General features: G+C 47.8%; 23 protein-coding genes. All 23 read right to left on the bottom strand.

Going from position 1 to position 24,909, the window contains the following annotated elements; genetic code table 11:
* Nucleotides 1–4: 4 nt before the first annotated feature.
* Nucleotides 5–820: a flagellin N-terminal helical domain-containing protein gene (locus LQV63_RS08230; protein WP_325175862.1), complete on the bottom strand. Its 816-nt coding sequence runs from the start codon at nt 818–820 to the stop codon at nt 5–7.
* A 309-nt stretch (nt 821–1,129) separates the two neighbouring features.
* Nucleotides 1,130–1,945, bottom strand: coding sequence for a flagellin N-terminal helical domain-containing protein (locus LQV63_RS08225; RefSeq protein WP_325175861.1), 816 nt, complete (start codon nt 1,943–1,945; stop codon nt 1,130–1,132).
* Nucleotides 1,946–2,080: 135 nt separating this feature from the next.
* Entirely contained in the window at nt 2,081–2,896 is an 816-nt protein-coding gene (locus tag LQV63_RS08220) for a flagellin N-terminal helical domain-containing protein (RefSeq protein ID WP_325175860.1), read from the bottom strand.
* A gap of 104 nt (nt 2,897–3,000) precedes the next feature.
* Complete coding sequence (locus tag LQV63_RS08215; RefSeq protein WP_233696327.1) at nt 3,001–3,378, bottom strand: MEKHLA domain-containing protein; 378 nt, start codon at nt 3,376–3,378, stop codon at nt 3,001–3,003.
* On the bottom strand, nt 3,371–3,772 hold the full coding sequence (fliS, locus tag LQV63_RS08210; RefSeq protein WP_233696326.1) for a flagellar export chaperone FliS: 402 nt from the start codon (nt 3,770–3,772) through the stop codon (nt 3,371–3,373). The genes LQV63_RS08215 and fliS overlap by 8 nt, the downstream gene beginning before the upstream one ends.
* A gap of 20 nt (nt 3,773–3,792) precedes the next feature.
* A complete protein-coding gene (gene fliD, locus LQV63_RS08205; RefSeq protein ID WP_233696325.1) occupies nt 3,793–5,247 on the bottom strand; it encodes a flagellar filament capping protein FliD in 1,455 nt (484 codons plus the stop codon).
* Between the two features lie 18 nt (nt 5,248–5,265).
* Nucleotides 5,266–5,652 (bottom strand): flagellar protein FlaG, encoded by a 387-nt coding sequence (locus tag LQV63_RS08200; protein ID WP_019424715.1) that lies wholly within the window; start codon nt 5,650–5,652, stop codon nt 5,266–5,268.
* A 52-nt stretch (nt 5,653–5,704) separates the two neighbouring features.
* Nucleotides 5,705–5,944 (bottom strand): carbon storage regulator CsrA, encoded by a 240-nt coding sequence (csrA, locus tag LQV63_RS08195; protein ID WP_233696324.1) that lies wholly within the window; start codon nt 5,942–5,944, stop codon nt 5,705–5,707.
* 1 nt (nt 5,945) lies between these two features.
* Nucleotides 5,946–6,392 (bottom strand): flagellar assembly protein FliW, encoded by a 447-nt coding sequence (gene fliW / locus LQV63_RS08190; protein ID WP_233696323.1) that lies wholly within the window; start codon nt 6,390–6,392, stop codon nt 5,946–5,948.
* A complete protein-coding gene (locus LQV63_RS08185; protein WP_233696322.1) occupies nt 6,389–6,790 on the bottom strand; it encodes a DUF6470 family protein in 402 nt (133 codons plus the stop codon). The genes fliW and LQV63_RS08185 overlap by 4 nt, the downstream gene beginning before the upstream one ends.
* Before the next feature lie 27 nt (nt 6,791–6,817).
* Nucleotides 6,818–7,732 carry a flagellar hook-associated protein FlgL gene (flgL, locus tag LQV63_RS08180; protein ID WP_233696321.1) on the bottom strand — a complete coding sequence of 305 codons (915 nt, stop codon included), beginning with the start codon at nt 7,730–7,732 and terminating at the stop codon, nt 6,818–6,820.
* Nucleotides 7,733–7,776: 44 nt separating this feature from the next.
* Nucleotides 7,777–9,345, bottom strand: coding sequence for a flagellar hook-associated protein FlgK (gene flgK / locus LQV63_RS08175; protein ID WP_233696320.1), 1,569 nt, complete (start codon nt 9,343–9,345; stop codon nt 7,777–7,779).
* A 27-nt stretch (nt 9,346–9,372) separates the two neighbouring features.
* The gene (locus LQV63_RS08170) at nt 9,373–9,873 is read right to left on the bottom strand and encodes a flagellar protein FlgN (protein WP_019424709.1); all 501 of its coding nucleotides are present in this window, start codon (nt 9,871–9,873) and stop codon (nt 9,373–9,375) included.
* A 14-nt stretch (nt 9,874–9,887) separates the two neighbouring features.
* Nucleotides 9,888–10,163, bottom strand: coding sequence for a flagellar biosynthesis anti-sigma factor FlgM (flgM, locus tag LQV63_RS08165; protein ID WP_233696319.1), 276 nt, complete (start codon nt 10,161–10,163; stop codon nt 9,888–9,890).
* Nucleotides 10,164–10,261: 98 nt separating this feature from the next.
* Entirely contained in the window at nt 10,262–10,672 is a 411-nt protein-coding gene (locus tag LQV63_RS08160; protein ID WP_233696318.1) for a TIGR03826 family flagellar region protein, read from the bottom strand.
* 85 nt (nt 10,673–10,757) lie between these two features.
* Nucleotides 10,758–11,651: a ComF family protein gene (locus tag LQV63_RS08155; RefSeq protein WP_233696317.1), complete on the bottom strand. Its 894-nt coding sequence runs from the start codon at nt 11,649–11,651 to the stop codon at nt 10,758–10,760.
* Nucleotides 11,644–13,746, bottom strand: coding sequence for a DEAD/DEAH box helicase (locus LQV63_RS08150; RefSeq protein WP_233696316.1), 2,103 nt, complete (start codon nt 13,744–13,746; stop codon nt 11,644–11,646). The genes LQV63_RS08155 and LQV63_RS08150 overlap by 8 nt, the downstream gene beginning before the upstream one ends.
* Nucleotides 13,747–14,058: 312 nt before the next feature.
* Nucleotides 14,059–14,499 (bottom strand): glycosyltransferase, encoded by a 441-nt coding sequence (locus LQV63_RS08145; protein WP_233696315.1) that lies wholly within the window; start codon nt 14,497–14,499, stop codon nt 14,059–14,061.
* Nucleotides 14,500–14,623: 124 nt separating this feature from the next.
* Nucleotides 14,624–15,346: a response regulator gene (locus tag LQV63_RS08140; protein WP_019424702.1), complete on the bottom strand. Its 723-nt coding sequence runs from the start codon at nt 15,344–15,346 to the stop codon at nt 14,624–14,626.
* A gap of 4 nt (nt 15,347–15,350) precedes the next feature.
* Complete coding sequence (locus LQV63_RS08135) at nt 15,351–16,511, bottom strand: sensor histidine kinase (RefSeq protein ID WP_233696314.1); 1,161 nt, start codon at nt 16,509–16,511, stop codon at nt 15,351–15,353.
* A gap of 59 nt (nt 16,512–16,570) precedes the next feature.
* Nucleotides 16,571–19,291, bottom strand: a complete 2,721-nt coding sequence (locus LQV63_RS08130; RefSeq protein WP_233696313.1) for a stalk domain-containing protein — start codon at nt 19,289–19,291, stop codon at nt 16,571–16,573.
* A gap of 234 nt (nt 19,292–19,525) precedes the next feature.
* Entirely contained in the window at nt 19,526–23,479 is a 3,954-nt protein-coding gene (locus LQV63_RS08125) for an Ig-like domain-containing protein (protein ID WP_233696312.1), read from the bottom strand.
* Nucleotides 23,480–23,625: 146 nt separating this feature from the next.
* A complete protein-coding gene (metK, locus tag LQV63_RS08120; RefSeq protein ID WP_233696311.1) occupies nt 23,626–24,828 on the bottom strand; it encodes a methionine adenosyltransferase in 1,203 nt (400 codons plus the stop codon).
* Nucleotides 24,829–24,909 lie beyond the last annotated feature (81 nt).

Here is a 24,909-nt window from a genome sequence, read left to right as displayed (position 1 = left end):
AGAATTAGCCCAACAATTTCAGTACGCTTTGCGGCGCGGAGTTCGCTTGTGCCAACATAGCCGTACCTGCTTGCACCAAGATTTGGTTGCGCGTGAAATCTGTCATTTCTTTAGCCATATCAGCGTTGCGGATACGGGACTCGGAAGCGGACAAGTTTTCAGCAGTAACACCCAGGTTGTTGATCGTATGTTCCAGACGGTTTTGAACCGCACCAAAATCTGCACGTTGAGTAGAAACCAGGTTAATTGCACTAGCGATTTTCGACAGTGCAGCTGAAGCAGTGGCTTGAGATGAAATACTTAAGCCGCTAATTCCCAAAGCTTTAGTTCCCATTGCAGCCAACTTCGCAGTAAGAACGTTGTCTTTATCCACACCGATTTGGAATTTGACGCTGCCGGCAGCGCTCAGCAACTTCGTGCCATTGAAGTTTGTGGAAGTTGCAATGTTGTCAATCTCACTAAGCAACGCTGCCACTTCTTTTTGCGTGTTCTTACGATCTTTATCATCATAAGTACCCGTAGCGGATTGGTTAGCCAACGTGTTCAAACGTTGCAGCATGGAGTGTACTTCTGTCAAAGCACCCTCAGCCGTTTGAATCAGGGAGACACCGTCTTGCGCATTGCGCATTGCTTGGTTCATACCGCCAATTTGGAAACGCATTTTTTCAGAGATAGCAAGACCTGCTGCGTCGTCTGCCGCGCGGTTGATGCGGAATCCGGAAGACAATTTTTCCATTGTCTTACCCATTGCTGTGTTGTTCATGCCCAAGTTACGGTGAGCATTGATTGCGCCTACGTTCGTGTTAATAAACATCGACATTCTTAATCATCCTCCATGATATCTATTATTAAGCCACATCCTTGCGGCCTATTATATTTATCGAATATTACCTATACATTTTTTATACCAAGAATAAAAAAAATAATCGTGCAGCAAAGAGATCGTAAAAAGAAGGTCATTGCCCAGCGTGATTGAACAACCATCACCAATGAGGGATTAGATCTTCCGCCTCCCCAATTAAGGAGGCTTTGCTATTTTTAAGGGGGTTCTCATTCCCGGTCGGGCTTTTCTAATCTCGATAAAAAATTTTCCAGCCAATATAGGCTGGAAATGAAATAAGTATAAGTATTATCCCAGAAGTTTCAGGACGCTTTGTGGTGCGGAGTTCGCTTGCGCTAGCATAGCCGTGCCTGCTTGCACCAAGATTTGGTTGCGAGTGAAGTCTGTCATTTCTTTTGCCATATCAGCATTACGGATACGGGACTCGGAAGCGGACAGGTTCTCTGCGGTTACACCCAAGTTATTGATAGTGTGTTCCAGACGGTTTTGAACTGCACCGAAGGACGCGCGTTGCTCAGATACCGTATTAATAGCAGCTTCAATTTTTGCTAAGGCTGTACCTGCATCAGCTTGAGTTTTAATTTCAAGATCTTTGAGATCAAGCGCCTCGGAACCCATCTTCTTCAAGTCAGCTTCGAGAACATTATCTTTTGAAACACCAATTTGGAAACTCACTTTTCCGGTGTTATTTAGTAAGCTGATGCCGTTAAATTCAGTTGAATTTGTAATATTATCGATTTCTGCAAGCAACGCATCCACTTCTTTTTGTGTGTTATCACGGTCTTTATTGTCATAAGTACCCGTAGCGGATTGGTTAGCCAGCGTGTTCAAACGTTGCAGCATGGAGTGGACTTCTGTCAAGGCGCCCTCAGCCGTTTGAATCAGGGAGATACCATCTTGCGCATTGCGCATAGCCTGGTTCATACCGCCAATTTGGAAACGCATTTTTTCAGAGATAGCAAGACCTGCTGCATCGTCTGCAGCACGGTTGATACGGAAACCGGAAGACAATTTTTCCATTGTCTTACCCATTGCAGCGTTGTTCATGCCCAGGTTACGATGAGCATTGATTGCGCCTACGTTCGTGTTAATAAACATCGACATTCTTCATCATCCTCCATGATATCTTTATTGGGCCACATCCTTGCGACCTATTATAATTATCGAATAATGCTTATGCATTTTTTATAACGAAAATAAAAAAATAAATTGGAAATGTAAGTGTTAAAGAGAAAGCTATTATCCCAAAAGCTTCAGAACGCTTTGTGGAGCAGAGTTAGCTTGCGCCAGCATAGCTGTGCCTGCTTGAACCAGGATTTGGTTGCGAGTGAAGTCTGTCATTTCTTTTGCCATATCTGCATTGCGGATACGGGACTCGGAAGCGGACAGGTTCTCTGCGGTTACGCCCAAGTTATTGATTGTGTGTTCCAGACGGTTTTGAATTGCACCGAAGGATGCGCGTTGCTCAGATACCGTATTAATAGCTTTTTCAATTTTTTCTAAAGCGTCACTTGCTTCAGTCTGTTTTCCGATCTTAAGACCATTGATTTCAAGCTTAGTTACATCCATATTCTTTAAGTCAGCTTCGAGAACATTATCTTTTGAAACACCAATTTGGAAAGTAACTTTATTGTCAGCACTTAGCAAGCTAATACCGTTGAATTTTGTGGATTTTGCGATATTATCAATTTCTGAAAGCAACGCATCCACTTCTTTTTGTGTGTTCGCACGGTCTGTATCATCATAAGTACCCGTAGCGGATTGGTTAGCCAGCGTGTTCAAACGTTGCAGCATGGAGTGTACTTCTGTCAAAGCACCCTCAGCCGTTTGAATCAGGGAGATACCATCTTGCGCGTTGCGCATTGCTTGGTTCATACCGCCGATTTGGAAACGCATTTTTTCAGAAATAGCAAGACCTGCTGCATCGTCTGCCGCACGGTTGATGCGGAAACCGGAAGACAATTTTTCCATTGTCTTACCCATTGCAGTGTTGTTCATGCCCAAGTTGCGGTGAGCATTGATTGCGCCTACGTTCGTGTTAATAAACATCGACATTCTTAATCATCCTCCATGATATTATTATTGGGCCACATCCTTGCGGCCTATTATATATATCGAATAATGCTCATACATTTTTTATAGCTGGCACACAAGAATATTTATTTTTTTTCATCAAAATAATAAGCAACCTGATCTGTTCTTCCCATACCTTGATAAGCATTCATGATCGTCTTGCTTTGGCGGACGCCTTGAACTTGGGAGGTCAGTTGGCTGAACTGTCTTTCCATGCGATCGATAATGGACTGATAAAGAACCCGCAGCGTGTGACAACGGGCAACTTCCTGTTCCCTCTCTTCCCTGCTGAGCGCTCCTGTCTCTTCAGACGGCAAGCGTCTTTTTAACTCATCCCAATTCTTCTCGAAAAGCTGAAACGCTGCATCCCGCCACTCCGTACCATCTTTCATCTCTAGCAAATATCGCTGACACAAGTCAATCATTTCATCATAGACAGCAAGCCTGCTCTGAGCATCATGCATAATTTTGACCTGCCGTAACTTCTTTGCCGATCGTTTCCCAGGCGTCTTTGATGGATTGAATGACTGCTTTTGCCTCGGCTAATGGCTGTGCTGATTTCTGAACATTGGCTTGCACTAATTGCTCGATGACATACAAATACAAATTTTTAAGGTTTTGCGCAATTTCGCCGCCTTCCCGTTCGTTCACACAAGAGATCAACTCATAGATGATATCCTGGGCTTTCAAAATATGCTGGTGAGCCAACAAAGGATTGCCCTCCGAAAGCGCAGCTTCCGCCTGATTCGTGTACTTTAGCGCCCCATAATACAGCATCAAGATTAATTTATGAGGGGAAGCCGTTTCATATTTATTTTTTTGGTATGCTTGATAACCGGCGCTCATATTCGTGTACATCTATTCATCCCCTTAACCCGCTAGCTGCTTTGACGAGATAAACTGTTAATTTGGCTGGTCATCCAAGATTGTTCGTTTTTCAATTTGCTCAGCGCCACTTCCATAGCTGTAAATTGTCTCTTTAATTGCTGCTCTTTCAACGTCAGACGGTCTTCCATTTTGCTCATCGATTCTGTAATAAAAGAAATCTCAGAGTCGTAGCCATTGACGCGGGATTGTAAAATGCCGTTAGCCTTGCTCGTCCAGGTTGGAAGCTCTTCACTAAGAATGGTTGCGATCCCTTGCTTTTTGTTTCCTTTCGCATCTGTCTCATCCATATTAAACATGGATATCACTTTATCAGGGTCCCGTTCCAGAGCTTCTTTGAATTTTTTCTCATCAAAGACGATTTGCCCCGTCATGTCAGCCCCTTTTTTATCCTTGTCAATTTCGATGCCAAGTTCTGACAATGTGCCCAAGCCTGCAATATTGCTTGACATCCAACTGCCCAATTCCATATCCAACTGCCGCAATGTTGAGTCCCCTTGCAGCGTTGTTTTCCGGTAAGCCGTCTTGTCATCTTTTGGTTTTTCTTCTGGCTTCGCCATGCCTTCCCGAATGAGCTTGCGGACTTCATTAAATGCATCCACGAATCCTTTAACCTTCTCAATGACCTTTTCGGAATCTTGTCCTACCGTAATCATTGCCGAAGAAGACTCTTTTTGCAGTTGTAATGTGACACCGTCAATGACGCCTTTAACCTCGTTAGAGGAACTTTTAACGGTCAAACCATTGACTTTCAATTCTGCATCCCGTGCCGCCTGAACCTCTTGGAAATTGCCGCCGGACACTATGCCAAGATCGTTCAAGATGCTGCCACTGCCAGTGATACCGATTCCGGAGGATCCTCCGCTGCCTGGATGGAACTTATTTTCAACCCCCGTTTTGACCGAAGTGAGGACCAAGGTTTTGTTTCCCGGAGATGTCTCTACCAAGGATGCGGAGACTGTTTTGCTATTTTTATTGATATCGTTTTTAAGATTCTCCAGCATTTCCCCATACGTCTTCCCTTTCAGCGTAACGTCAACCTTACTCCCATCTGGCTGAGTAAGGGAAATCGTCTCGTTTTCGAGTGCGCTGGAATCGCCCTTTTCACTGAATTCATTTGCTTTAATAACATGCGACTTCGCCAACTTATCTACCGTAACCTGATAGTTACCGGTTACGGCATTATCGGAACCGACCGCTTTCACGGCTTGCTCATCCGAGCTTTTGGTCGATGTCAGCTTAAAGCTGGCGTTAAACGTTAGATCGGAAGCTTTATCACGCAGCGTAGACAGCTTGGTATTCAAATTCCGAAAATATGACTGAAAACCAGAGAAATCGCTTTTCTTCTGCTCCAGATTGTTATACGGGATTTTCTCCAACATCATTAATTTTTCAATCATCATGCCCGTATCCAGATTAGAAGCGAGACCACCAATACTAAATCCCATCGTTACTACCACCTTCCATTAGATTTTTTCATCCAAAAACATGCCTATGAGCTCTTTCATCTTTACAGACAATTCGATTAGAAACTCTGGAGGCAGGCTTGCTATGACTTCTTTTGTCGCCTTATCAACAACCTCGACATATAACTCTTTCGCATCATCATGATATTTAAAATGAATTTCTTTCCCCGAATTTGCGATTGATTCATTTAGTTCTTCCACTTTTTTCTGTAAATCCTGTTTTTCCTCAGGCCGCAAATGCTCGTAATCAAACTTTTCAGTCCCTTTTTGTAAGGCAACTTTTTCTTCTGGCAACTCTTTTATGAGCACATTCCTTACCGATTGTATCGTCGCACGATGTACTTGCAAGTCTAATCCGTTGGTGTCTGTACGATGAACATTTCCCATCCTAATCCACCTCGTAACATGTACATATTTACTTTTCGTTTGGTCAATCCTCTTAGTCCTTCTTTTTAAACTGCTTTAACATTTTCTCCATCTCTTTATCAGACAGAAGTGTTTGTCCAGCTGTAGCATTTTCCTCAGCAATGCTCTCGTACAGTTCTTTACGCATAATTTGAACGTTTTTTGGAGCGGAAAATCCCAGCTTTACGTATTCTCCTTCTACACCGAGAACACGAACTTCAATTTCATCGCCAATCATTACAGTTTCACCGATTTTACGTTTCAGAACAAGCATGCTACTCTCCCCTTCCCTGAATAAAGTGACGAACCGGAAGGTTAGAGTCTGTAATAATATACTGGCAGCCCTTCTTTGTCTTTGGCGAGAACAGAACTGGAGCCTGCAAATTTACGCTAATCGCGCCATCGATAATGTTAACCACAAGCATCGTCACAATATCTTCGGGTTGCCCGATTTCCAGAGCCTCCACTGTATCTTTGTCAATGGTAAAGCTGTAGTCCTGAACATGCTCGGCGGGCATTAATATGAAGCTTCGTTCCTCATCTAATGCGTGTAAAATATACAACACCGAATCTTCATAAGGCATCAGTGCATAAGAAACTATCGACTGAAAGCCGACCATGCCTTTGACAAACTCATAGATTTGATGAGGTTGAGGAAAAAGTTCTCCATAACTTGGACTATTAATCACCGTTGATATCACATGTTCATTCGACGATTTCAATCTCGGACAACACCTTTCGTTTGCACTTCAATTTCAGGTGGAAATATCCTCACATCTATGGATACTCCTTGGGAAGGTAAAGCGTAAATGCGAACTTCTTTCTGTCCCTTCTGCATGTATCGTTGAAAAGCAATCTGACCGAAGGTAACCTTCTGCTTCGCAATGTTGCCAAGGCTATCGCCTTCTTGGGCATACTGTGCGGTTGCACTCATAGCCGCTTGGCGTGAAGATTCGCTTATGTCTTGAGCAACTCCCGATGGTCGTAACAGCCCTAGCTCGTTCCACACCGAATCCCAATTCATGTCGATTTCGGCACTACGGTTCTGTATATGTAATTCTGCTGGTTCATAATGAAATGAATAAGACTGGACTTGACGAATGGTATCCGATATCCGCAATCTTCATCATCCTTCCGCGAGAACCTTTTATCGGATAAAGTCGATAAGCGATGTCTGCATAATGCGAGCACCAGTCGACAATGCCGCTTGCAATACATTTTCCTGTGTTTTCAATTCAATAATTCCAGCCGGCATATCTGTGTCCGCCACACCTTTGCGCTGTTCTTTCAAGCTCACTTTGTCATCTGCCAAACGATTTTCCATCAGTTCGAAGCGATTCATACGCGCGCCAATCTCTGACCACTGCGTATTGATTCGATCGGATGAAGCATCGATTCGATCTAAACTCGACAGCATTCCTTGAGTATCGTTGTTTTCTAACGATTTAATAATATCATCCATCGTCTGGAACACGTTATCATTGCTTTTATCGATCGGCTTCGTCGTATCAATCGCTCTGCCGAAAATCAACTCTCCTGTAATGCTAACCGGAACAGTAACTGAAGGACTCACGTTCAATTTATATATGCCTTGATCGGTTTGTTCCGTTGCCGAGCCATCGTTCGTGTAAGGAGATTGATCTGTCTTCTGTCCGTTAAACAAATATCGCCCATTGTAAGAGCTGTTCCCGATCATAACCAACTGTTCTTTGAGCTGCTTAATCTCAGCGAGAGTTGACTTGCGAGCATCATCAGGTGTGGTTCCAGTTGATGCTTGCTGCGTAAGTGTCCGCACCCGCTTGAGGACGTCGCTCGCTTGCTGCATGAGCGAGTCCATCGTTCGCAGCATTCCCGTCCCCATCTGGGCATTCGTCGTGAATTCATCGTTTCGATTCAACTCGCTGTCATAGCGCATCTGGTAACCGATACCGACAGGATCATCACCGGGTCTATGAATTTTCTGTCCAGTAGAAAGCTTGTTGTTCAAATCGGTCATGTTGCTGTTCATATACCGCAAATTGTGCAGCAACTGTGTATTTTGCATGGAACTCGTAACGCGCATTTCAAGTCCTCCTTGCTATTCATGGTAATAAATATTGTGTATCTTTAACGGCCAACTACGCCCATTTGGTTAATTACTTTGTCTAGCATTTCATCCACCGTCGTCATGTTGCGGGCTGCCGCATTATAAGCGTGTTGAAATCGAATCATGTCCGCCATTTCCTCGTCCAAGGATACACCACTTACTGATTGTCGGCGGAAGATGACTGAATCCACCATATCGTTTTGAACTTTCACATTGCGTTCTGCATTGGCTGCTCGTGTCCCCATGTCGCCCATCATAGCGCGATAGTAGTCGTCAATCGAGCCAGTGGACAACGAAGTCATGTCGCTTGGGTAAGTGAATGTTTTGTCACGCAAGGAAGCCAGAGCGTGGGCAATAACACTGTTCCCTTTGACCGTTACGTTTTGTCCGTTTACCGTATCGTATCGGCCCGAAGCCGCTATTTTGCTTACATCATTCGTTATTTCCGGATTCACTTGAATATTGGAGATGGAGAAGTTGCCACCATCAGTGGACGTAAAGAACGGAATTCCCGATTTGGCGGGATCTGATAGCGAATATCCCAAGGAATGCAGCCCATTGAAGCCGCTCACTTCAACCTGTGCGGCACTCTTCAGGCGCGCCCCTGCTGGAATGGTGCCTCCCGGCGGAATGGTCATGCCATTTTCCAGCTCGGCAGTGCTCTTCGCAACCAAGTTGGACGAGGCAACATATCCCGCAGCCAATTCCACCTGCACGTTGCCTGTAACCATCGTCTGCACCATCGCATTCATCTGATCGCGAACTTTCCCTACTTCTCCCAACGATAGGGCATAACCTTGCAGTTGACCGGCTGTGGCTGCAATATCGGCGGTAATCGGTGTCACTTCTGCATTCTCAACCACTGTGATGCCGCCCGCCAAAATCGTCATGTCGCCGTGCTCGCCTTCTGTCACTTGAACATCAACTATCGTTGAAAGCTTATCAATGAGAAGATCGCGCTGATCCCGGAAGTCGTTGGCATTATCCCCCGTGCCTTCCACACGCTTGATCATGTCAGTCAGGTTGGCTATGTTGTTGATGATGTCATTCGCTTCATTGACCTTGATGTTAATACTGGAATTGATGTCGTTCTCCAGCTTTGTCAACGATTCGTCGATATGCTTCATCATGTTCGTCATGTTCGTGGCCGCGCCAACTACTTCTACACGCGCGCTGAGCAAGGAAGGGTCCCGGTTAAGAACTTCCCAGGAGTTCCAGAACTTATCCATGACGCCGCGCATTCCATTTTCGGTAGGTTCATTGAAAAAGCCTTCAATGGAGCGAATGGTATCATCGACAATGCTCCAGGAGCCTAACGTTTGGTTCTCTCTGCGGAATTGGACGTCGAGGAAGCTGTCTCTGATGCGGGTAATGCTGTCATACTGAACGCCGGTCCCGAGCTGTCCCGGCGCCACGCTATTGAACATGCCAGGCATCGATAACGGGCGGGTTGCGGTAGCGTTGACGCGCTGGCGCGTATATCCGTCCGTTGATGCGTTCGCAATATTGTGCCCCAATGTCTGCATCATCGTCGATTGAACAAACAAGGAGCGCTTACTCGTTTCTAGCCCGTGAAAGGTTGATCTCATATTCACTTCGTTCCTTTCTGTATCTATCTAAGCACGTGTATCCAACATGCCAGGTCTGCTGTAGCTCGAGGCTGGTTGTTCAGGGCGATGATACAGCATGTCCTGTTCTGAATAATCTATAAAAAGATTCAATTGATACTCTACAAAATGCAATGATTGTTCAATTAACGTTTGGTTATGATCATTCACTTGCTTCAAACGCTGAAGTGTAGCGGCAATCCTCTCTTGCACCGCCATCATCTGAGTACGTTCTTGAGCATCAAATACGAGCTTCATAATCTCGGTCAAGGTGAGCTTCAATTTGGATTTAATTCCTTTACTTTGTAAAAAAGCGTATACAGCTTCTTCCCTTTCTTCTTCCAGAGCGGAAAGGCCTTTCAACCATTTTGACTCTTGATTCGACAGACGAACCAGCTCTTTAATATCATTTTGAATAATGACCTGCGTCTTCGCTTCTCCAATGCTTTCAAGCTGCTGATAGACCGTTTCCATTCGACTCAATACATCTATTAATGCTGATGCACTCACGTTTGGTCCTCCGCTCATTCGACGTCTTTTTTAAACAGGGGAAGTAGTTTTTCCGCAATCTTATCCGATTCTACATGGTACGTGCCAGTAGCTACTGCGTGCTTCAACTCCGCAAGTCGCTCGCTGCGCCCTGTATCCTGTACGCGATTTTGCGCATCCAGCATTTCCTTCGCTTCCGTGGAGATGATCAACTCATCCTTGCGGGAAGGCTTCTGCGAGGCACGGTTCATTGCCTGCTGCTTCTGATAAGTATTTATCGCTCCAAGACGCTGCGTCTCATTAATTTTCATCTCGATTCACCTCATTAAAAATCAAAAAGCCGATAACCATTACTAAGATTATCGGCTTATTGTCAAGATATATTAAGTATTATTTGAAAGAAGTTATACTATCTTTCCCGCTTCGTGTCAATGACTTTATAAGCCCGATTACCGGATGAAGGCTTCTCCACAGTTGCACTCGTCTCTTGTCGCGCTTCATTCATATCTCGGATTAACCTCGTTCTGCATACTTCGCACATGTGACCTTCCCGAATCGGGTTGCCGCATAATTCGCATTCATACGTCAAATTCGGTGCTTGATATACCGAGATGCGGCCTTCCTTAATGAACTGGGTAATCTGCCGCACGCTTACTTCCGTCTCTTCGCTCAGCTCCTGCATCGCGGCTTGACGCTTCTCACGCAAATAAGCAACGCAGCGTTCATATTCCTGTTCGATCTCCTTCAAGCAAGCCGGACAGAGGTCTCTGAACGCCTTCGCAAACAGTCTTCCGCAGCGCGGACAATTGCTCAATTCCATGTCTTTCGCCCCCTTCGATGCTTGCTGCATATGATCTCATCATATCCTATTCATCGACAGTTGACGAGCAGTTTTTTAGATACGTTCACGCTCGAGCCCAAGTATAGCTCGCGAGCGCAACGGGAATGCGAAATTTCTTGTTCCAGACGGCAATCTCCCGCGCGCATGCGCGAATCGTACTGCCTGTCGTATATACGTCGTCCACTAGCAACAAGCGCACCTCGTTAAGCGTCTTCCATCGTTCCACAGGAAGATCTCGCAGGGTGGCAATCAAGTCGTTCCGGGCCTGTTCCTTCATGACAAAAGCGTGCGCGATATTACTCGCCCTCCCGCCACGCGACTGCATGCTCTGCTTCTCGGATTCCTGTACCCGTGCAAGCAGTGGTAGGACCGGAATCTTCCAGGCTCGACCTAACTCTAGCGCCAACTGCTCCGCTTGATTGAACCCGCGTGTGCGCAGACGCGCCTCACTGGTGGGAACATAGGTGATGAGGTCCGGCAGTAGACTATCCCCCGCGTCCAGAAGCAGTCGTGGTCTCCGTACTCTCGAGCGCCTAGTCCACACCGATTCGAACAGCAGACTATACGACGATATCATCATATTCGCCATAACACGCTCATAACGGATGTCCCCTCTGAACTTGTATTCGGCGAGCCACTGCTTCATCTGCTCATCATATTGCACGACGCTGCGATTGGCGGATAACCCGTCCTTCGGAAGCGGATGCCGCATGCAGTCGGTGCAGCGAATGCTGCGTCCGCATGAAGGACAGCCGAGAGCCTGAATCCACGGGATTGTCGCAATGCATTTTAAGCACAGCAATTGCATCAGCCTGCTCGCGCGCGGTTCCATTGTAGTCGTAGAGGACGACGGACCGCTTATTTTGTTGTTGCAGACGAAACAAGCGCTCACTCGCGGCTGCAGCAATCTCCCATAGGCCTTCTCCATCCACTCGCCCCATTGCGGCAAGCTAACCAACCTGCTTCCTCCTCTCCTCATCAGGCAGCAAGTAACCATTTCGCCTTGCGATCCGGTTCATTTCACGAATCTGATACACGGCTTTCCGCTGCGCCTCATTCCATTGGGCCGAACCGAATACGACGCTGCCTGCGGGATCATCCTTCGATCGGCCTGCCCTGCCTGCCATCTGAACAAGCGAAGAGGCGTCGAAGAGGCGGTCATGCGCATCCAAAATATAAACGTCGCTCTTCGGCACCGTCACTCCCCGCTCCAAAATGGTCGTCGTCACTAACACGCGAATGTTCCGTTCCCGAAATCGCATCACCTTATCACTTCTCAGTTCATCCACCGCAGAAGTGCCGCCTACAGGGATTCCAGGCAACTGGTTGCTCAATAATCGGACCATCGGTTCAACCTGACGAATCCGGGCGACGAAGATGAACACTTGGGCTCCCCGCTCGACTGAATGCATCAATCGCTTCATCAACGGAGCAGGCAGCGAACGGCGAGTGAGGCACTGTTCGACAGCAGGCATCGTAATGTGAGCTGGCACAGGCAGCGGATGACGGTGGAATCGGACCGGAACCTTGGCATGAGCCATTCTCCCGCGCCTTACGTCCCGCTGCATCGATTCCGGAGGCGTGGCAGACAAATAGACGAACACGCCTCCTGGATGGCATACCCGATTCGCAGCCCGATGGAGCATGGGATCGTTGTGATACGGAAACGCATCGAGTTCATCAATAATGACGAGCTCAAAAGCTTCTGCGAAGCGAAGCAGCTGATGCGTAGTCGCAAGTGTGAGCATGCCTTCGTTCCAACGCTCAGGACTGCCGCCATAAAGGGTGACCACCTTCTGAACGGGAAATGCTTTCTCAATGCGGGGCTTCAACTCCAACACCACATCACGCCGTGGCGTAGCTACAAGCACTCGTCCGCCGTGCAGCAGCGTATCCTCGATCAGTGGAAATATCATTTCTGTCTTCCCCGCCCCTGTCACCGCCCACAGCAAGAACGCTCCTTTCCCCTGTAGTAACTTGTCTCTCCGATTACGCCGCACCTTCTCCCGGAGTGTCTGAATGTACTGCAAGGCCTGTGTGCTCGCCGCTGCTTGCGCCGGGGCCAAGCTCCATTTTTTTAGTCTCTCTTCGACAGGCTCTGCTTGCTGACAGCTGTTCGCTTCCTGCTGTAATACGCCTCTAATGAGCAGCGCGCAGGAGCGGCTGCGACCGAGATTCAAGCATTGTGTGCACGTCAGACATCGCTTGGAGCCGCACGATGCGCAGGAAGAAGCATTTAACCCATCTGTACTCCCACATCGACCGCAATAGGCTGCCGTGGATTTATCTTTGAACGGCCACAGTGATGATGTACTCAGCCACCATATCCCTTTCCTCCTCTTTCGCTCATGAGCATCACTTTCCCGACTCCATTGAATGCCGGAACGTACCTCCAACCATCCTTGCAGCCAACCAAATTGAATGAGCACATGTCTCATCGGAACGAGTCGCTCCCACCCTTTGTGACGAAGAAGCTGAACGATTTCCTCGTCCAACAGCAATCGCCCGCACATCACATCTGCAAATTGCCGCGCATCCGCATACAAAGAAAGAGGAGCGCGCTGCGCCCCTGTTCTTTCCTCTTGTTGGTGACTATGCACATCGGCGATGTTGCTTATAGCACGCTCTTCTTCTCCCATATAGATGGCCGCACGTTCGGCAACCAAGTATCCTTGATCTCGATGCTCCTTAACGTACGTGTTCGAGGTAGGCTCGGAATGCGGCGGCTCGACAATTAGCACATCCAGATGTTCTTCCGCCAGCAGCAGCTGCGCACTTTCTTCCAACGTCTCGCGATGCGGTATAAGCAATTCGGCAAAATATTGAGTCCATTTCCGCTTTCCCCATTCATCCATCTCTTCTACGAACAAGAACTGTTCGAGTACCGACAAGCCAACCTGAATCGAGACAGCCTGCTGCAGTATTACAAGCTTCGTTCCATTCGCCTTGCGCCCATCCTCTGACAACCAATAGCTTGCATCCACGCGCCAATCCAGAGTCATACCTGTGTTCCACCCGCACTCCGTTCGCACGGCATAGATTCTTACCTGCATCCTCTTTCTCTCCTTCATTCGCACGGCGCTTTCCTGAAGCATACAGTGGTGATGTCGGCCTGTTCACGTTGTCTGGTCCACGAGATCAAAAAAAGCACACCCCATCCGTTAATCGGAATGGCATGTGCTTCATGCTCAGCGCCTATCGTATTTGTATAAAATTGTATACGATTCCGCCCTTTCTGGCAACCCATTATTACAAAAATCTGCAAAAAGATGTCCTCGATGTATCCGTTCACAAGAATCGTGACTCATAGATACCCTTTGAAAACTAGACAGATGATGTGCAGGTGCGAACAGGACTCGCGATGTCTACATCGCACTGCCAGGCACAAAGGGAACTTTCGTCCAATCTTCTTTTCGACGCGGTTGAACGACAATCAATGTTTCCTCTGCTGCTTGCCGCTGCTGTAAATCCATAAGAACCGTTTCCAGCTCATCCTGACGAATGTACAGCCCCTGCCAGCTGACGCCGTGTCCTTGTGCCGCAAGCGCAGCAATATGGATTGTTGCATCCGTGGAACCACAATCGACAACGGTAAAGTGCAAACGACGCCCTTTCAGCCATGCATACCAACTATACGCCCGCATCAACCATTCCATATGGCGTTCATCATTTTCAGTCACGATAACGACATGCATCCATGGAGCCGGTGCGGCACCACGCAGCAGCTTCTGCCATTTATGCGCCAGATGAACGGCCGCTACCGCCAACCCGTAGCACCCAACAATCCATAATAGCATTGCGATCATGCGGCCACCTCCTTACTACCAAGTGTATGCCGCAAGGGGTGTCAGGGTGACGGACATGCGTCGCCTTTTATAGAGGTCGTTCAAAAAGTTAACTTTTTGAACATGCATTTTAATTTAGAATATGTTACAGCGTAACCCAGCCATTCTTAATGGAGTTAATAACCGCCTGCGTCCGGTCATCAACCTCCATCTTCTGCAAGATGCTGCTGACGTGGTTTTTCACCGTTTTCTCACTGATGAACAAATATTCGCCAATCATCTTATTGCTCTTGCCCTCCGCCATTAAACGGAGCACCTCGGCCTCCCGTCTCGTCAACGGGTTATCTTCCGCGGCAATAAATTTCACGCCCGAATCCCGGCCGGATTGGTTATTTACGATTCCACTGCCATCCAACAACGTCATGCGTCGCAGCTGTTGAATCAGCTTGCCCGTAACCTTGGGATGTATGTAAGCATACCCGCCAACGACTGATCGTATCGCATTAATAAGCGACTCCGCCTCCATATCCTTCAGCAGGTAACCTGAAGCCCCTTTGCGCAGAGTCTCGAATACATAGCTTTCATCATCATGTATGGATAGGATGATTACCTTCACGTCAGGGAAAATATCACGAAGTCGCTCAGTAGTCACCACCCCGTTCTCCACCGGCATGTTAATATCCATTAACACGACATCCGGTATCTCCTGATTGCAAAATTCGACGACTTGGATGCCGTCACCGCATTCCCCGATAACTTCCAAATCCTCTTCCATATTTAAAATTCGTTTTAATCCTTCACGAAAAAGCTGGTGATCGTCAGCAAGGAGTACTTTAATCTGTGATCTTCCCATATTACGATTCTCCATAGGTTTACTCCTCTCTCTTCTCCACATTCGTTGGAATTTGAATCACGATTCGAGTCCCGCGGTTCTCAGCTGAATGAATGTCCATATGACCTTCGAGCAATTCCACGCGTTCTTTCATGCCTAGCACTCCGAAGTGCATATGCTCTTTTGATTTCGTCTCCAGGGCTTCCACCTTGAATCCAAATCCATTATCTCGAATGACAAGTCGAACCTCGTTCTCGTCATAGGTCAATTCGCACGTCACATGAGATGGATGCCCATGCTTCGCTGCATTCGTGAACGCCTCCTGCACTAGTCGGTAAATGGCGGCTTCCATTTCCGATTTAAGACGCCGTTCCAGTCCTCTAATTTCGAAAGACGTCTTAATTCTGTGCTTCTCTTCGTAATCATGAATGAATTTGCGCACTGTCGGCACGAGCCCCAAATCATCCAAAGCCATCGGACGCAAGTTGAAAATAACTTTGCGTATTTCCTCCAGACCGAAACGAACCTGAGATTTCAAATCTACTATTTCGTTCTTCACCAGTTCAAAATCCTGCTTCAACAGCATTCTTTCTACAATTTCCGTCCTAAGCACTAGATGCGCCAGAGACTGGGCTGGTCCGTCGTGAATTTCTCTCGCGATGCGCTTCCGCTCTTCTTCTTGGGCCAAAATGATCTTCAAACCGAGCAGCTGCCGATTCTTGGCCGACTCTAAAATACGAGTGACCTGACTCAAATCTCCCGACAAGTATTCGAGGGCGACACTCATCTGAGATCCGATCGTTTCCGCCCGTTCAATTGAACCTTCAACGGATCGCATACGCTTTTGCAGATCATCTCTCCGTGTTTTGAGATAGCCCTCTTTCTCCCGATAAATCATAAGTTCCAACTGCAGCTGGGTCGCCTTCTCATAAGCCTGCTTAATATCGTCTTCCGTATAGCGTACGAAGTCACGGCTGACATCAGTCAAACGCAAACGAGCCAGACGATAGTTTCGTTCCAGCTCGTCCACTTTATCACATATTTCCGCCGTCTGGTCCATCACCTCTTGAAGCTCATTACACATGTTAATGGCTTCATGGCGTGACGAGTCCAAAATCTCATATATTTGATACTTGCTATCTTCCATTACTTTCACTGCATTTTTAATTACGCGGTCAATCACATCGACTTGATTCTCCACTTACATTCCGTCTCCTTGTCGTAAAGGATGAAAGGATATTCACCCTTTATCATAACACATCAACGTATGGTAATGGACTTCGTTTTTTGTTCCCATTTTACAGTTAGGCCTAATTGTTCCGATACGAGCCGCAGCGGGACTAAAGTTCGATTGTTGCGGACAACAGGTGCGACATCCGACGTAAGCCGTTTGCCATTCTGATTAAAAGTTTTCTGATTGACATTCATTTCTAGAAAGCGGTCCCCGCGCAGGATGGTGACCCTTTGGGAGGCTCCGTCCCATTTCGTTTCTCCACCGAACGCATCCAGGATGACGCGGACCGGCACGTATGTCGAGCTATTTAGGACCATAGGAGCAACGTCAAGACTCTTCGTCTCGCCGTTAATCTTCGCCGACTTGCTGTTCACCGTCAGATCCATCGCTGCATTGCTTAGTATCGAAGACGACCCAGCCGGCAGCTGCGCTCTCAAGTTGTCAATCGCGATCATCCCTTGCGGAGCGCGCTCATCCTGCCCATCGGCGAAATTCACGAGATAGAGACGCTTCAGCTTCGCCGGGTAAGCAATGTTCTCGGAAGAAAGGTTGACCTCTAGCGTCTTCCAGCCTTCCCAGTTGATTGATTCCTGCACATTGACATAATGAATTTTCTTGTTCGCATCATGGATTTCCATCCGCAGATTGTTAAAGCTCTTGTCGCCGTACACGTCGAGCTTCATGCCGCTCGTACCGCTCGGCAGCTCGATTCCTGTAGAGCCGTTCAATTCCGCATAGGCAAACTTGTTGCCCGTGCCTGACGTCATGTCGTACGTGAGCTTCAACGCTTTATCATTCGCCGATCGGTCTCCAATGCTTCCCTCAACAGCAACTTGTCCAGTCGTCGTCCCATTTGGCAATCCAGAGAAGGAGACAGGATAGTTAACGGCATTAAAGTCTTCAAACAGCTTCTCTGCCCCGACCGTCAGCGGAATCATCGTGCGCAACCCATCATAGCTTGCAATGGCATACCCAATCTTCGTGCCTTCCGGCACTGAATCGACGTGAAGGCTGCCCTCTTGCACCGTTCCTTGGAAGCCGCTCGTTTCCCATTTCACGGACGAGGCAGGCAACGTATAATTCCGGCCGTCCTGTAGCGTAATTTTCACAGGAAGCTTAATATTGGAGCCTTCGCTCAATGGAGCAGAAGACGTTGCGATGCGCATTTCAGCGATTTGATCGGCGCCGATTATCTCGACTTCCTCGGTCGCTTTCGCTCCGCCGGATGCTGCCACGACTTGTGTTTTTCCCGATTTATTGGCTACGAACGCATCTCCGTCCCACTTCAGCTTATCATCAGACGCGCTCCACTTTATATCCACGCCGGTAAAATCAACTACCGGGTTGTAGTATTCATCGTAGCCCTTCATGCTGAACGTAGCACGTTGCCCGATAAACAACGTTTTCTCTCCGCGCAGCGTCATGCCCTTCACTTGACCTTTAGGGGCCGTCGTATAGACGCCCAGGCCGTTCACGACGGAGCGGATGTTGTTGCCGCCTTCCTTCGTTTCATGAGTAAGCTTCGTTTCGGTCTCTCCGAGCGGCCGGTCGGCCATCGTCGTGGAGCCGCCGCCATCCAGATTCACCGCTTTCCATGCGCCCACCTGCAAGAGTGCTTGCTGGAACTCCTTCAGTGTGAGCCCTGAGCTTACGCTATTGGATTCCGCGGTTACAATATAGGCGTAGCGCCCATCCTTGGAATAGCCTACCGCCGTTCTCGCCGTCACCGAGCTGCCGCTAATCCCGCTCGTATCCCGTGTAAAGGCCGATGCCTTCCCATTCTCCACAAGCAGCGTATGACCGCTTATCATCATCTGGAAGGATGACGGATCGACAGCCTGTCCCGAAGACTGGGAGATAAGACGATAGTCGGACTGAACAGGTGCTCCTACCTGCATATGTTGCCGGATGAACTCAGCTGCCTTTCCATGAGCGCGTAAAATGTACCCATCCTCCGGCACGTCTATCGGAAGCGGCGCCATCTCGGATATTTGCTCTATGACTCCATCGCGGACCAATACCTCCGTAGGTGTCGATGTGGTGTCATTCGGCCGCTTTGTCCCTTTCCAAGCGCTTGTATAAATATACATCGCATTCGTATGGCTATGGACTTTGCCAGGCTCTTTGTCATACTTCATCTTGTTGATGCCAGAGAGTGGAAAGGTCTCGCCGTCGGAAGCAGTGATACTCCCCTCGAAGCGATATTGCCCGATGCTAGGCTTGCCATCCTTCGATACAGCAAACGCGTACATTCCTTGCAGCTCCGCCGGGCTTGTAATAAGGACCCCATTGGAAATGGAGCCTCCCATCGGAACGCGGTCCGAGCCCATCATCCAATAGTCCCCGTTCACCCCTGCGACAGCTCCGGTATCTTTCGTCATTTTCGTCACGGGCTGGCTTGCCGCCGTTTTCCCATTCTGGCCCGTCATAACATCTAGCTTCAAATATTGATTTTGCAAATCCGCTTCAATGACATTGATCAACGTTTTGTATGTCTTGCTGCCGCGCTTGGTCGCATATTGATATTTTACGAGTCTCGCGCCTGAAGTAATAATTTCTTCGCTCAGCTTCTGCAATTGATTGATAGATGCGTTGCTCACTGTCCCACTCGATCCATCTGCATAAACATAAGTTCCCCAACCCGCAAGCGGTTGAATCAGCAGCGCTCCCGACAGCACAACGACTGCCGCTTTCGTTCCCCAACGACCCTTAGGCATCCGTATGGCGGATGCAGGTGACTTCATCATATCCAACTCTCCCATTTCCCAGCTAATAGATGATGACTGATATGTATCGATTCCCCATTTATTCAACTCTTCTAATATATAGACTATTAAAATCGACAAAAAGTTGCGGTTTTGTTACCAATTCGTATATTTCCCGGGTCATAGAATGACAAAAAGCCCCATCCTTGTGTCAGATAGACAACGGATAGGGCTGAAATTAATAGTAAGAGAAATCTACTATATTGCTAAAAAATATTAGAACTCTAAAGTTATATAGTCAATTGTGCTTAAAAGACGTCTCAGCAGAACAGCCGCTTGCGCTCTCGTTGCCGATCCTTTTGGCTGGAACTTATCTTTCGATACACCTTGGATAAGACCAGCTTGTACGGCTTGAGCTACAGTCGGGGCGCCTAGGCTCGTAATTTGCTTGCTATCCTTGAACATGCTCAGCACGGTTGTCGAGGAGTTCGGCAGACGGTGACCGGCAGCTTGGGCAGCGCGCACCATCATGAGCGTAATCTGCTCACGAGTGATGCTATCGTCCGGCTTGAAGGTGCCATCTGGGAATCCGGTTATAATTCCGGCCTTCACAGCCGCTCCAACGTATGTTCCATCCAATGTCGAGCTGTTGATGTCCCGGAATCTCTTTGCCGACTCTTCACTCGGCTCCAATCCAAGTGCTCTTGAAATGGATACTGCAAATTCTTGACGTGTAATCGGCTTGTTTGGCTCGAACTTGGTGCTTCCTCGGCCATCCATAATCATTTTGGCGGTGAGCGCCGTCATATCGGCTTGTGCCCAATGCCCCGGAATATCAATATACACCTTGTTCCCAATCGCAAACACAGCCAGCATGCTCTGCTTCGCACGCACCTCAGCGACAGTGACTACACCGGAACGGGTTAGCTTCGTGGGTACATAGGACAATTGATTATCCTTTGCCTGATACTCCACAATGGCTGTTCTTCCCGCCGTCACAGAATCCGACGTTCTCATTTTAATAACTGCATCCATCTTCACTTCGGTCATACCGTTTAACTGGTTGCCGCCAGTATAACCGAATATCGTAAAGCGATGTCCTTGCACAAGGGCTGTCGATTGGGTACGGCCCAACGTATTTTGAATATTGGTCCCCTGCGACTGGGCAGGCTCTATTTCAATTAATAGCGATGAATTAGCAAGAGAGCCTTTAATGTTCTGCACCACTTGAATGATGCTGTCCCTGCTAATATTGATGCCGTACAAGGTATTCCCGTACTTGATTGCGAACATCACCGGATCTTTACTAATATAAGCCGAGTCGAACGCGCTCAACGGAACCGCCACGCGAGCTGCAGACTCGCTTGAAGGCACTTCGTACATCAACTGCTTATCAGTACCAGATGAGCTCGACAGGAACTGAAACGCCGTCTTCAGCTTGTTCTGGTCCAGTGTGTAGCGATTGACCACTTGACCGCTGCTCGTTCTATCCGAAGACTTCTGCGCCACGTCGTCTAATAACACGATCATGGAATCGATAAATGAAGTGTCCGTTGCCACTTTGACGAAGTTGGCGCCTGCCAACTCTTCCAGGCCGACTGAGACATTCATATTGCTGAACGTTTTAATTTCAACGCCCGATGTCGATTTTATCGGCTTAGAACTCGTATTGTAGGACACAGTCAGCGCGTCTGTCTGCGCTGGTGGATTCAAGAGCTCAATCGTAACCTTAGTGTCTTTTACCGTCACCTGTTTGACGGACAGCAGTTGATTCCCTGCTCGGACATAGAACTGACTGTAAGAGGACGCCTGCATGCTCTCCAGCTTCTTATTAAACGTTAACACGACAGAAGGTGAGCTCCATGTTGCCGACTGTACCACAGGCGTTTCACTGTCGGTGACGTTGCCAGCCTCAGCAAGGTTCACATTGGACGCCAAGTTGCCGTTCAAGTCGCGCAGCGCTGGGTATCCTCTTACATAGGACACGGTAACCGTATCACTCGTAGCCACGGCAGATTGCAATGTCAGCTCTACCCGGTTAGCTTTAATTTCCACCTTTGTTACATATCTAGGCTTATCGTTAACGAGAACTGAAAAATGGTTGTTCAGCGGAACGCTGTTCTTATCCAACGCTTTATTGTATATCAAGGTTAGCTTGTTGCTGATGACATTCGTTTCCGTCAACTCCGGCGGCTTCGTATCGTACGAGTTGCGTACGAATTCGCCTTCAAACGCTCCGATTTTGCTTCCGTTTCTATCCTCTAGCGGGTAGCTGCCCGGAGTGTAGCTTATTTTGACCACTTCACCATTTGATACCGTTCGGTTCATAGTCAGGTACAACACGTTGCCGCTGTTTGATATTTTATCGATACCGACCGAAGAGCCATCATACGTAACGGTAAATTGGCTGCCTGCATAAGAAGATACGTCTTTCAAATTATCAGTGAAGTAAATATACATTTTATCGCTATAGATCGATGCTTCACGGATTTTGGACAGGGACGAATCCACTTTATTTTCCACTACACGACTGCCGAACGAAGGCGCCGCATTGCCATACGTGTCGCGTACCATACGGAATCGTGCGGCATAACTGATTTTGACGTCCTGACCGACAGCGACCCCGCTTACGAGCGAAACGTATACGCTATTGCCCGATACTGAAGCGCTATTCACTTTCCGCTCCCCGTTGTTAACCGTAACCGTAAATTCACTAGACGATGGATTAACACTCGAATCCAGCGACTTGTTATAACGAATCTCAATCAGCGTGTTGCTATACATCTTGACACTTTCAACCGCCGGTGCAGTGCGGTCTGTGGCCGATGTTGAGAACGTCCAGTTAGACGCGCCTGCAAACTCATTGCCGGATGAATCTTTAACGGCCCCTCTGGCAATGTTGACCGTATAAACCATATTGTCCTGCAGTCTGGAAGCGGGTGTAATTCTCAGCTCTCTACCGGATGTAGAAACATTGATTTTTTCACTCGTCGTTTGATTTTGACGGCGAAGCTCCACACCCGTACCTGAATAGGCAATCGGTTTGTTGAATGTGGCAGTCAATGTCTTAGACGTAGATACCCCAGTACTGCCTACGTACGGATCATAAGATGAGATCGTCGGTGCTGATGTGTCTATAGTTTGAGCGCGGAAAGACCATGTATCTTCCTTCATTAAGTTGCCGGCCTGATCGCGGAATGCTCCCTCAGGCACGGTTACGGTATACGTGCGGTTCTGCTCAAAGGTGAGTGTGTTTACGGACTTGATTACTGCCGTGCCCCCGCCTACGATAGCTGACGTTACCGGAATACGCACATCCGGTTTGCCGTCTGACTTAACAAGAATGTCCCCTTTCCCTTGAAAGACAGGCTTATTAAATGTCATTTCTATCTTGGATTGCAACGGTGATACTGCATTTCGCTCAGGCACCCGGCTCTGAATAACAGGTGGTGTCGTATCCGCTCCGCGCTCCGTTTCGAAGTACCAACGGTCTGCCGACGTGAATCCTTCTACCGGAGTCCCTTCGGCATCTTTAAAAGATTCCGGATCAACCGTTACATAATAAGCAGTACCGGCCTCAAGAGACTCGTTCAACTGATAGCTGGCAACTAGACCTGTTGGATCAAGTGTGAAGCTCTTTGCCGGAATTGGGGTTAACGCGCTGTTATTACTATAACGAATAATACGAATGCTCCCCGTCCCAGCTTGTACCGGTTGCTTAAATGATATTTCCAGCTTTGGATTAACCGAAGCAACTCCCTGTTGGGGTAATACCCGTTCAATGCCAGGTTGCGGCTTTACGGTAAATGACCACTTCATGCCATTATAAAATTCGTTCGTGCCCTCACTGATGAAAAGCAGAGGATCTACCGATACTTCATAAGTGGCGCCTAGCTGCAAGGGCTGCAAGCCCTCTAATTGGTAGGTCTGCAAGTCGGTGGACACCACCTTGCCAATGCCGTTTCCTCCATCTTTATTGAATATTTGCTTGTTGCCCGTTCCTTGCTGCGTTACAGTCACATTTCCATTTACTATCTTTACATTTTGGTTAAATGTAAAACTGACAGCAGGGTTTGCCGAAACACCAGACTGTCCATTTGTCGGTGTCGTCGCGATAATTGCTAGTGCTGTATCATTTGCAGAAGTACTTGCTTCCGCAATGACTGGCCCCCATCCGAACGCTCCCAGGGTGAGAACGATTGCGAGCAGGGCGGAAAGCCATTTTTTCATGAAGAATGCTCCTTTCCTTCCGATAAGACAGTTCTACTCTATTTGTCGGCAAGAAGGGGCCGTTTTTTTAGAAGAGATAGTTTAATCGGATAAAAACAAAATAGACCTTTCCTCGCATACTACGAGAAAAGGTCCATCATTACGCTTTATTTTACTCCAGCTTGCTCACGCAGCGAATCTGCTTTATCCGTACGTTCCCAAGGCAAATCGAGATCGTTGCGGCCGAAATGTCCGTATGCTGCCGTCTGCTTGTATATCGGACGACGCAGGTCGAGCATTTTAATGATTCCTGTTGGACGCAGGTCGAAGTTATTTTGAATGAGTTCCACTAATTTATCTTGGTCCACCTTCTCTGTACCATACGTATCTACGCTGATGGATACCGGGTTTGCTACGCCAATTGCATAGGCCAATTGAATTTCGCATTTGTCGGCCAAGCCGGCAGCTACGATATTTTTCGCCACATAACGCGCTGCATAAGCTGCAGAACGGTCTACCTTCGTTGGATCCTTACCGGAGAATGCGCCGCCGCCGTGACGTGCATAACCGCCATAGGTATCCACGATGATTTTACGGCCTGTCAGACCGGCATCGCCTTGCGGTCCGCCGATAACGAAGCGTCCTGTCGGATTAATGAAATACTTCGTCTTCTCATCCAACCATTCACTTGGAACAACCGGTGTAATGACATGCTCTCTAATATCTTGTTGAATCTGTTCGAGCGAAGTATCTTCGGCATGTTGAGTAGATACTACAATTGTATCGACACGAACTGGTTTACCATCCATATATTCGATCGTCACTTGCGTCTTACCATCCGGACGGAGATAAGGCAATGTGCCGTCTTTACGCATTTCCGACAAGCGGCGCGCAATACGGTGAGACAGAGCAATCGGAAGCGGCATCAGTTCAGGTGTTTCATTTGTCGCAAAGCCGAACATTAAACCTTGGTCACCCGCGCCAATGTTTTCTGTCTCTTGCTTCATATCTTCTGTGCGCGTTTCAATGGCTGCATTAACCCCTTGCGCAATATCAGGAGACTGTTCGTTAAGCGAGGTCAACACCGCGCAGGTGTTATAGTCAAATCCATACTTCGCGCGCGTATACCCAATATCTTTAATGGTATTGCGTACGATAGACGGAATATCAACATAATCCGCTTTCGTGCTAATTTCTCCGATAACCAGAACCAAGCCTGTAGCTACGGATACTTCACACGCGACCCGAGCATACGGGTCATTGGCCAAAAAGGCGTCCAACACCGCGTCCGAAATTTGGTCGCATATTTTATCCGGGTGTCCTTCTGTAACGGACTCGGATGTGAACAAGTGGCGTCCTTTCAATGACATAGGACTCGACCTCCTAACCTTTAATATGGCTCTCCCGCGAGCAGCCTAAACAAAAAAGTAACCTTTTCCACAATGGAAAAG

It is taken from the genome of Paenibacillus profundus (genome assembly GCF_021369635.1).
Classification (GTDB): Bacteria; Bacillota; Bacilli; order Paenibacillales; family Paenibacillaceae; genus Paenibacillus_B; species Paenibacillus_B profundus.
This window is presented reverse-complemented; position numbering and strand designations above follow the sequence as displayed.